Origin of the sequence: Roseburia sp. 1XD42-69 (assembly GCF_003612565.1) — a bacterium.
GTDB lineage: Bacteria > Bacillota > Clostridia > Lachnospirales > Lachnospiraceae > Roseburia_B.
This window is the reverse complement of the sequence record NZ_RAZG01000229.1, coordinates 1-1,067: the sequence shown is the minus strand read 5'-3', so window position 1 is coordinate 1,067 and position 1,067 is coordinate 1. Positions and strand designations below refer to the sequence as shown.

Annotated in this window: 3 protein-coding genes; all 3 read left to right on the top strand. The window is 50.3% G+C overall.

Annotated elements, in window-relative coordinates; genetic code table 11:
* Positions 1-87 precede the first annotated feature (87 nt).
* Positions 88-564 (top strand): hypothetical protein, encoded by a 477-nt coding sequence (locus D7Y06_RS25270; protein WP_022752433.1) that lies wholly within the window; start codon positions 88-90, stop codon positions 562-564.
* A complete protein-coding gene (locus D7Y06_RS26340; RefSeq protein ID WP_155886835.1) occupies positions 540-737 on the top strand; it encodes a hypothetical protein in 198 nt (65 codons plus the stop codon). Before D7Y06_RS25270 ends, D7Y06_RS26340 begins: the two co-directional genes overlap by 25 nt.
* The coding region (locus tag D7Y06_RS25265) for a recombinase family protein (protein ID WP_158591510.1) at positions 673-1,067 on the top strand (395 nt) is incomplete at its 3' end. The genes D7Y06_RS26340 and D7Y06_RS25265, both read left to right, overlap by 65 nt.

Sequence of the window (1,067 nt, the reverse complement as noted above, 5' to 3'; positions counted from 1 at the left end):
GGAGCCGCCTGACAACGGAGGGCATGGAAAATCAGGTTTCCAGCCTTTGCCCGAAGGGGAAGCCTTCCAGCTTGGGCTGCCGGAGGAATGGCTGGAAGCGGGAAAACCGTAGCCGGTTGTCGGCTGGTTGCCCCTCCCGTTGTCAAGCCCGTTGCCGGGAAGCCGCCTAACAAATGCCGTTTTTCAGGGCTTTTTCTTTCCCTGACAACGAAAGCAACGGAAAAACAGAAAGAAAATCAATCAGAACAGAAAACGGAAAGCCGGGTTTTGTGTGCGGAGTTTTTTAACGTCCGTTGTCAGCCCCCGTTGTCAGGCTCCCACCTGCCCGGCAGTCCACACTATCACACCCGGACGGAAACGCTCCGGGTATCTTTATGGAGGGAAATGCATATGGCAAAACAGGCAGAATATCCGGCGCAGAACCGGAAGGAAAATAAAAAAGTACAGTTTATCGTTTCCCGTGAGTTTGCGGGAAGCCAGACCATGCGGGAAGCCTTTGAGCAGCTTATTGAACGGCAGACCTGTGAACGGTTTGAGGAATGGCAAAAACGGCAAGCCAGCTAAAGGACGGAACCGGAGAAAAAACGGAAATCCGGCATAAAACAGTTGAAAGAATGGCGGGGGCATGGTATTATCATAGTATCGTGTCCCTGTTCATAGAAGGAGAAGCCTATGAGCAGGAAAAATCATCTATCGAATCAGAAAATAACCGCCCTCTATTGCAGGATTTCCCTTGATGACGGCAGCCAGAATGAAAGCATGAGCATCTCGAACCAGAAACTTATGCTCAAAGATTACGCTGAAAAGAACGGTATGCCCCGGTACGAGTATTACGTGGACGACGGGTATATGGGAAGGAATTTCAACCGCCCTTCGTTTAAGCGTCTGATTGCCGACATTGAAGCGGGGAAGGTGGGCTGCGTGATAACCAAAGACCTTTCAAGGCTTGGGAGGAACTATATTGAAGCGGGCAGTTATATCGAAATCTTTTTCCCGAAACACAATGTAAGGTATATAGCGGTCACGGACGGCGTGGACAGCCTGACAAGGCAGGAAATGGACATTAC

Coding starts and splice junctions, on each gene's coding strand:
- D7Y06_RS25270 (WP_022752433.1), top strand. CDS start 88: ATGGCTGGAAGCGGGAAAACCGTAGCCGGTTGTCGGCTGGTTGCCCCT.
- D7Y06_RS26340 (WP_155886835.1), top strand. CDS start 540: ATGGCAAAAACGGCAAGCCAGCTAAAGGACGGAACCGGAGAAAAAACG.